The 6,104-nt window shown below is 62.6% G+C and carries 3 protein-coding genes; 2 read left to right on the top strand and 1 reads right to left on the bottom strand.

Going from position 1 to position 6,104, the window contains the following annotated elements:
* Positions 1 to 214: 214 nt before the first annotated feature.
* Positions 215 to 2,287 carry an elongation factor G gene (locus NE584_RS18960; protein WP_108979641.1) on the top strand — a complete coding sequence of 691 codons (2,073 nt, stop codon included), beginning with the start codon at positions 215 to 217 and terminating at the stop codon, positions 2,285 to 2,287.
* Positions 2,288 to 2,584: 297 nt separating this feature from the next.
* On the opposite strand, the gene NE584_RS18955 is transcribed toward NE584_RS18960, so the two are convergent.
* The gene (locus NE584_RS18955) at positions 2,585 to 3,652 is read right to left on the bottom strand and encodes a helix-turn-helix transcriptional regulator (RefSeq protein ID WP_256183510.1); all 1,068 of its coding nucleotides are present in this window, start codon (positions 3,650 to 3,652) and stop codon (positions 2,585 to 2,587) included.
* A 257-nt stretch (positions 3,653 to 3,909) separates the two neighbouring features.
* On the opposite strand from NE584_RS18955, the gene NE584_RS18950 reads away from it, so the two are divergent.
* Complete coding sequence (locus NE584_RS18950) at positions 3,910 to 5,946, top strand: beta-lactamase family protein (protein ID WP_256183509.1); 2,037 nt, start codon at positions 3,910 to 3,912, stop codon at positions 5,944 to 5,946.
* Positions 5,947 to 6,104: the final 158 nt, after the last annotated feature.

Below are 6,104 nucleotides of genomic sequence, written 5' to 3'. Positions count from 1 at the left end.
GGCGCGATTTGCGCCCGGTCCAGGGCTCTTTTCTGCTTTTTTTCGTGGGAGAGCCGCTTTTTCTTCATTTTTGTTTCATTTTACGTCTGCGACAAAAAAGAGGTTGTCAGATGTGCATTTTTACGATATAATAGCCAATAGCAGATCACCTCGCCACGGCGGCTTCCGCCTGGGGAGTCTGTATGAGTCAGTCCAAACATAAGGAGTGGTAACAATGAGCTATTCTGTACAAAACATCCGCAATGTCTGTCTGCTGGGACACGGTGGGAGCGGAAAGACCTCCCTGGCGGAGAGCCTGCTTTACATGACCGGCGCTATCGACCGCATGGGCAAGCCCGCCGACGGCAACACCGTCTGCGACTATGATGCGGAGGAGACCCGCCGCCAGATCTCCATCTCCACTTCCGTGGCTCCCCTGGAATATAAGGGCTGCAAGATCAACATTCTGGACACCCCGGGCAGCTTCGACTTCTCAGGTGAGGTGCTGGAGGCCCTCCAGGTCTCTGACGCCGCCATCATCGTCTGCTCCGCCAAAGACGGCATCTCTGTGGGGCTGGAAAAAGCCTGGCGCTACTGCGAGGAGCGCGACATGCCCCGCTTTATCTATATTTCCAAGACAGATGAGGAAAACTCCGACTATAACGCCACCTTCGACGCCCTGCGTGAGCGCTTCGGCAACAAGATCGCCCCCATCGTGGTCCCCATCTGGGACGACAACAAGAAGGTCACCGGCATCATCGACGTGCTCAACAAGCGCGCCTACGAGATGCAGAACGGCAAACGGGTGGAGATCGAGCTGCCCGAGGGCAAAGAGGACGTGGTCACCCAGTTCAACGACGCTCTGAAGGAATCCGTGGCCGAGACCAGCGAGGAGTTTATGGACAAATTCTTCTCCGGCGAGGACTTCACCTATGTGGAGATGATCCAGGGCCTGCGCCAGGGCGTGCGGGAGCTGTCCCTCTTTCCCGTGCTGTGCGGCTCCGCCGTGTCCACCATGGGCTCCCTGATGCTGATGGACAATATCGTGGAGCTTCTGCCCAACCCGGTGGAGGGCAACATGCGCAAGGGCATGCTCCCCAGCGGCGACAAGGAGGAATACGCCGTCTCCCCCGGCGGCGTACCCAGCGCCTTCGTGTTCAAAACGGTCTCCGACCAGTACGGCAAGTACTCCTTCATCAAGGTCATCTCCGGCACCATCACCTCCGACCTGGCCCTGGTCAACGCCCGCACCGGCTCCCCCGAGAAGCTGGGCCGGCTGTACACCATGCGGGGCAAGAAGGCCGTGGAGGTCAAGGAGCTCTCCTGCGGCGATATCGGCGCCATCGGCAAGCTGGAGAAGGTCAAGACCGGTGATACCCTGTGTGACGCCCGCAAGGTCTTCTTCATGCCCCCCATCCCCTTCCCCGAGCCCTGCTACTCCGTGGCCATCGTGCCCAAGACCCGGGGGCAGGAGGACAAGATCGCCCAGGGCTTGGCCCGCCTGAACGAGGAGGACCCGACCTTCACCTTGGTGAACAACGGCGAGACCCACCAGATGGTCCTCAGCGGCACCGGCGACATGCAGATGGATGTGCTGGTGTCCAAGCTGAAGAGCCGCTTCAATGTGGAGGCGGAGCTGAAGGCTCCCCGGGTGGCCTATCGTGAGAAGATCCGCAAGACAGTCTCCAAACAGGGCCGCCACAAAAAGCAGACCGGCGGTGCCGGCCAGTTCGGCGATGTCTGGGTCCGCTTTGAGCCCAATCCGGAGAGCGACCAGATGGTCTTTGCCGAGGAGGTTTTCGGCGGCTCCGTGCCCAAGAACTATTTCCCCGCTGTGGAGAAGGGCCTGCGTGAAGCCTGCGTTCACGGACCTCTGGCGGGCTACCCCGTGGTCAACCTGAAGGCTGTCCTCTATGATGGAAGCTACCACCCCGTGGACTCCTCCGAGATCGCTTTCAAGACCGCGGCCCAGCTGGCCTACAAGGCCGCCATGCCTGAGGCCAACCCCGTGCTCATGGAGCCCATCGGCGAGCTGAAGGTCACCATTCCAGACAGCTACATGGGCGACGTCATCGGTGACCTGAACAAGCGCCGCGGCCGCATCATGGGCATGAATCCCACTAAGGACGGCGAGCAGGTGGTGGAGGCCGAGGTCCCCATGGCCGAGATGTCTACCTACGCCATCGACCTACGGGCCATGACCCAGTCCCGCGGCTCCTTCACCTTCCACTTTGTCCGCTATGAGGACTGCCCTCCCGCGGCCCAGCAGAAGGCCATTGAGGAAGCCAAGGCCCTGGCGGAAGAATAAATCATCCCAGGCACCCGTTCCCCGCAGGGAACGGGTGCCTTTTGCGGGCAGTTCCCCGGTCCGGCCCCATACAGCGCGCCAGCCCGGTGGTCCCTGGACCACCGGGCTGGCGCTGTGCTCTGTTCTGCCGCAGACGGACACGGCTCCACCACGCTTCGGCCGCCCCGGGGGAAGCAGGGGGGAGGTATCCCTGTCCCGCCCGGCGCGCTGCCGTGAACCTGTCTCATCTTGTCCCCATCATACTCCTCCCCGATCCATTTTGCAAATCGATCTTTCTTATAAAATAATTGATTTTATCTATATTTCTGCCCGGTGAACCCGCTCCAGCATCTCCTGGTATCCGGGGGTCTCCCGGAGGAAAGCGGATTCCGGGTCCCGCTCCAGTTCCTCCAGCAGATATTGGAGCATGATCTGCTGGACTTCCCTCGCAGCCTCCTTTGTGGGCAAGTGGCGGTAGAGAGGGGACGCACTCAGGTCCCAGGGCTCCTCCAGGCTGCGCAGGAGCCGTTCCAGCACCGCCAGCGCCTCGGGGCCGTCCTGCTCCGCCAGCGCCAGCTGGAGCGGGGCAGACGCCACTGCGTAGGCGGTGAGCTGGAACACCCGTCCCGCCTGCTCCGCCGTCTCACTGTATTGCCGCGCGCACGTCTTGTCCCCCGCCTCCAGCGCCAGGTCCATCAAAGCCATGAGGGTAGACTGGAGCTCTGATGCCTGCCGGAACAGCTCCCGCTCCAGAATGGGCCACGCCTCTTCCGACCGCTTCTGTTTCCTGCGGAGCATGGCCTCCAGCATGGGCCGTTCCCGGTCCTCCTGGGGCAGACGGGCCAGCTGTTCCTCTGCCTGCTCCAGCTCTCCCTGGGCCATGTACTGGGAGATGAGCATCCGCTCCGCCCGCTCCCGCACCCGCCTGTCTCCACTGTCCGCGCATCGGCGGTAGAGGGCCAGGATCTCCCCCTTCCACGCCTGCTCCCGCTCCGGGTCATTCTCTCCCCGCTTCCAGAGCACCAGCGCCCCGTCCAGTATCTGGGCCGCCGTATAGGCCAGCAGGTCGCTGTTTGGGTACTCCCGCAGCTTGTCCCGGGCCAGACGGAAGGCGGCCTCACAGCCCTCCTGCTGGGCTCTCTCCCCCAGCACATTGGCAAATGCTCCGATCTCCTCCTCTGTCAGTTCCTCCTGAAAGGAGAGCAGGGTGTTCAGGTCCACCTCAAGCAGACGGGCCAGCGGGGGCAGCAGGGTGATATCCGGATAGGAGTTGTTCCGCTCCCACTTGTTGACAGCTGGCGCTGACACCCCCAGCCGCTGGGCCAGCTGTTCCTGGGTCAGCCTCAGTGCCAGGCGCCGCTGCCGCAGGATCTCGTGAAATTTCATGTTCCGTCCCCCTTTTCCTTGGTGTGCCCATTGTATCAGAGGAGACCTTTTCTCCGCAACCGAAGGGTATTCACCTTTCCTTCAAAAAAATTAACCGCTGTTCATATTTTTTCTGTTTTCAAAAAAATTGTCCTCTGACTGTGGTCAGAGGACAAAATTGTGCTGAAATATGCACAATTTTCCGCTTTCCATTCCCTTGACAGGGCCCTTGCTTCCGCTATAATGAAACCAACCTCCATATCAGAAAGGAAGATCCTATGACACACCTTCGCAGCAGATGGACCGCCCTGTTCCTGGCGCTGGTCCTTTCCCTCTCTCTGGCCCTGCCCGCCTCCGCCGCACAGGAGGACCGGGCCCAGGCCGCCCATGAGGCCGCCCAGTACGCCATGCAGTATGGCGGCGCCGTCAGTGTCCAGTACGCCCTTTGGGAGAACGGAGAGGTCACCCTCCAGGGGCACGACGGCGTCTACTCCAAGACGGAGAACCGCGCGCTCACCGATGATGACCTGTACGGCATCGGCTCCATCAGCAAGACCTATACCGCCGCCGCCATGATGAAGCTGGTGGAGCAGGGGAAAGTAGACCTGGATGAGCCGGTCACCGCCTATCTCCCTGATTTCACCATGGCAGACCCCCGCTACACCCAGATCACGGTGCGCATGCTCCTCAACCACTCCTCCGGCCTGATGGGCGGCACCACCAATGACGCCTTCCTGTTCGGGGACCAGGGGAACGATGACGCTCCCCCCCGCCTGCTGGAGCGGCTGGCCGGGCAGACCCTTCAGGCCGAGCCCGGCGCTTACAGCGTCTACTCCAACGACAGCTTCACCTTGGCCCAGCTGGTCATCGAGCGGGTCAGCGGCATGGAGTACACCGCCTTTCTAAACCAGTACCTGCTGGAGCCTCTGGGACTGGAGAACACCCTGACCCCTATGGAGGAGTTCGATACCAGCCGGCTGGTCAAGACCTATCTGGGGACTGACACCCGGGCCCTGCCCGCCGAGAACCTGACCATCGTGGGCACGGGAGGCATCTACTCCACCGCCAGCGATCTGGCCGCCTTCGGCGGCGCCCTGTGCGGGGAAGGTCTGCTGAGCCAGGCGTCTTTGGATGAGATGGCCAGCGACCAGTATCTGCTGGGCATGTGGCCCGAGGACAGTGACGGCGACGCCGTCGCCTATGGCCTGGGCTGGGACAGCGTCCATATGTTCCCCTTCAGTCAGAACGGCATCCAGGCCCTGGTCAAGGGGGGCGACACCATCGTCTATCATGCCGGACTGGTCATCCTGCCCGAGTATGACATGGCCGCCGCGGTGCTCACTTCCGGCGGGATCAGCACCTACAATCAGCTAGCCGCCGCCCGTATCCTTCTGGATGCCCTGGCTGAGCAGGGCGTCGAGGTGGAGGAGGAGGCCGCCCTCACCCCCGCCCAGCCCGCCCAGATGCCCGCCGAGCTGACCCAGCTCAGCGGCTGGTACGGCACCTCCACCGCCGCCGCCCAGCTCCAGATCACCGACGAGGGCGTGCTCACCCTTACCGGGATGGAGGGGACCTTCACCTACCGGGAGGACGGCAGTTTCCGGGACGAGAGCGATTCCGTCCTGCTCAAGCTGGTCCAGGAGGACAACGGGGAGACCTACCTCTATCAGAAGAGCTACGCCTCCATTCCCGGCCTGACCACCCTCTGTGTGGCCTCCTACGCCATGGAGCGCCTGCCCAGCTACCAGCCGGACGAGGCCACTCAGGCCGCCTGGGAGGCCAGAGAGGGCAAGATGTACGTTCAAACCAACGAGCGCTGGTCCTCCGCCTACTACGCCTTAAGCGGCGTCTTTGCCGCCGTCACCCTTCAGGGCAGCCCGGAGGGCTATCTGCTCACCAATCAGCTCACCGCCCCTGACACCGCCGCCCCAGTCCTTCAGATCCCCGGCACCGGAAGCCGGGACAGTGCCGTGATCCGTGTGCTGGATGTAGACGGCTGCGAGACCCTGGAGCTCAACGGCTCCCTCTATCAGGACGCAAGCTCCGTCTCCCCCATCTTCTCCGGGCCGGAGTCCTGGTGCATCATCCGCCCGGGGCAGACAGCCCGCTGGTACCGGACAGGCGAGGCCGCCGGCAGTCAGATGACGGTGGAGGTCCCGGAAAACGGCGGTTTCTATGTGTATGACGCCGCTCTGGGTCTCCAGGCCAGCTCCTGGCTCTATGGAGACACCACCGTTGTTCTTCCGGAAAACGGCTGGATCGTCTTCTCCGGCGAGGAGGGGGTCCAGTTCCATATCTATCTCTCACAACCCTGAGCAAACGCTCCGGCCGCCCTTCCGGCGGCCGGAGCGTTCCTTTTTTCTGTCAGCCGGACCGCACCGCCGGCCATAAAAACAGGCGCCCCCCCCAGGGGGGGGGCCCGGCTGGTGGGTGTGTGTTAATGGGTGGGGAGGGGGGTCTTGGGGGGGGGCCG

The organism is Clostridium sp. DFI.5.61, from assembly GCF_024462915.1.
Lineage (GTDB): Bacteria > Bacillota > Clostridia > Oscillospirales > Oscillospiraceae > Lawsonibacter > Lawsonibacter asaccharolyticus.
Note: the sequence above shows the minus strand (reverse complement) of the source record. Positions and strands in the feature narration are given on the sequence as shown.

Coding starts and splice junctions, on each gene's coding strand:
- NE584_RS18960 (WP_108979641.1), top strand. CDS start 215: ATGAGCTATTCTGTACAAAACATCCGCAATGTCTGTCTGCTGGGACAC.
- NE584_RS18955 (WP_256183510.1), bottom strand. CDS start 3,652: ATGAAATTTCACGAGATCCTGCGGCAGCGGCGCCTGGCACTGAGGCTG.
- NE584_RS18950 (WP_256183509.1), top strand. CDS start 3,910: ATGACACACCTTCGCAGCAGATGGACCGCCCTGTTCCTGGCGCTGGTC.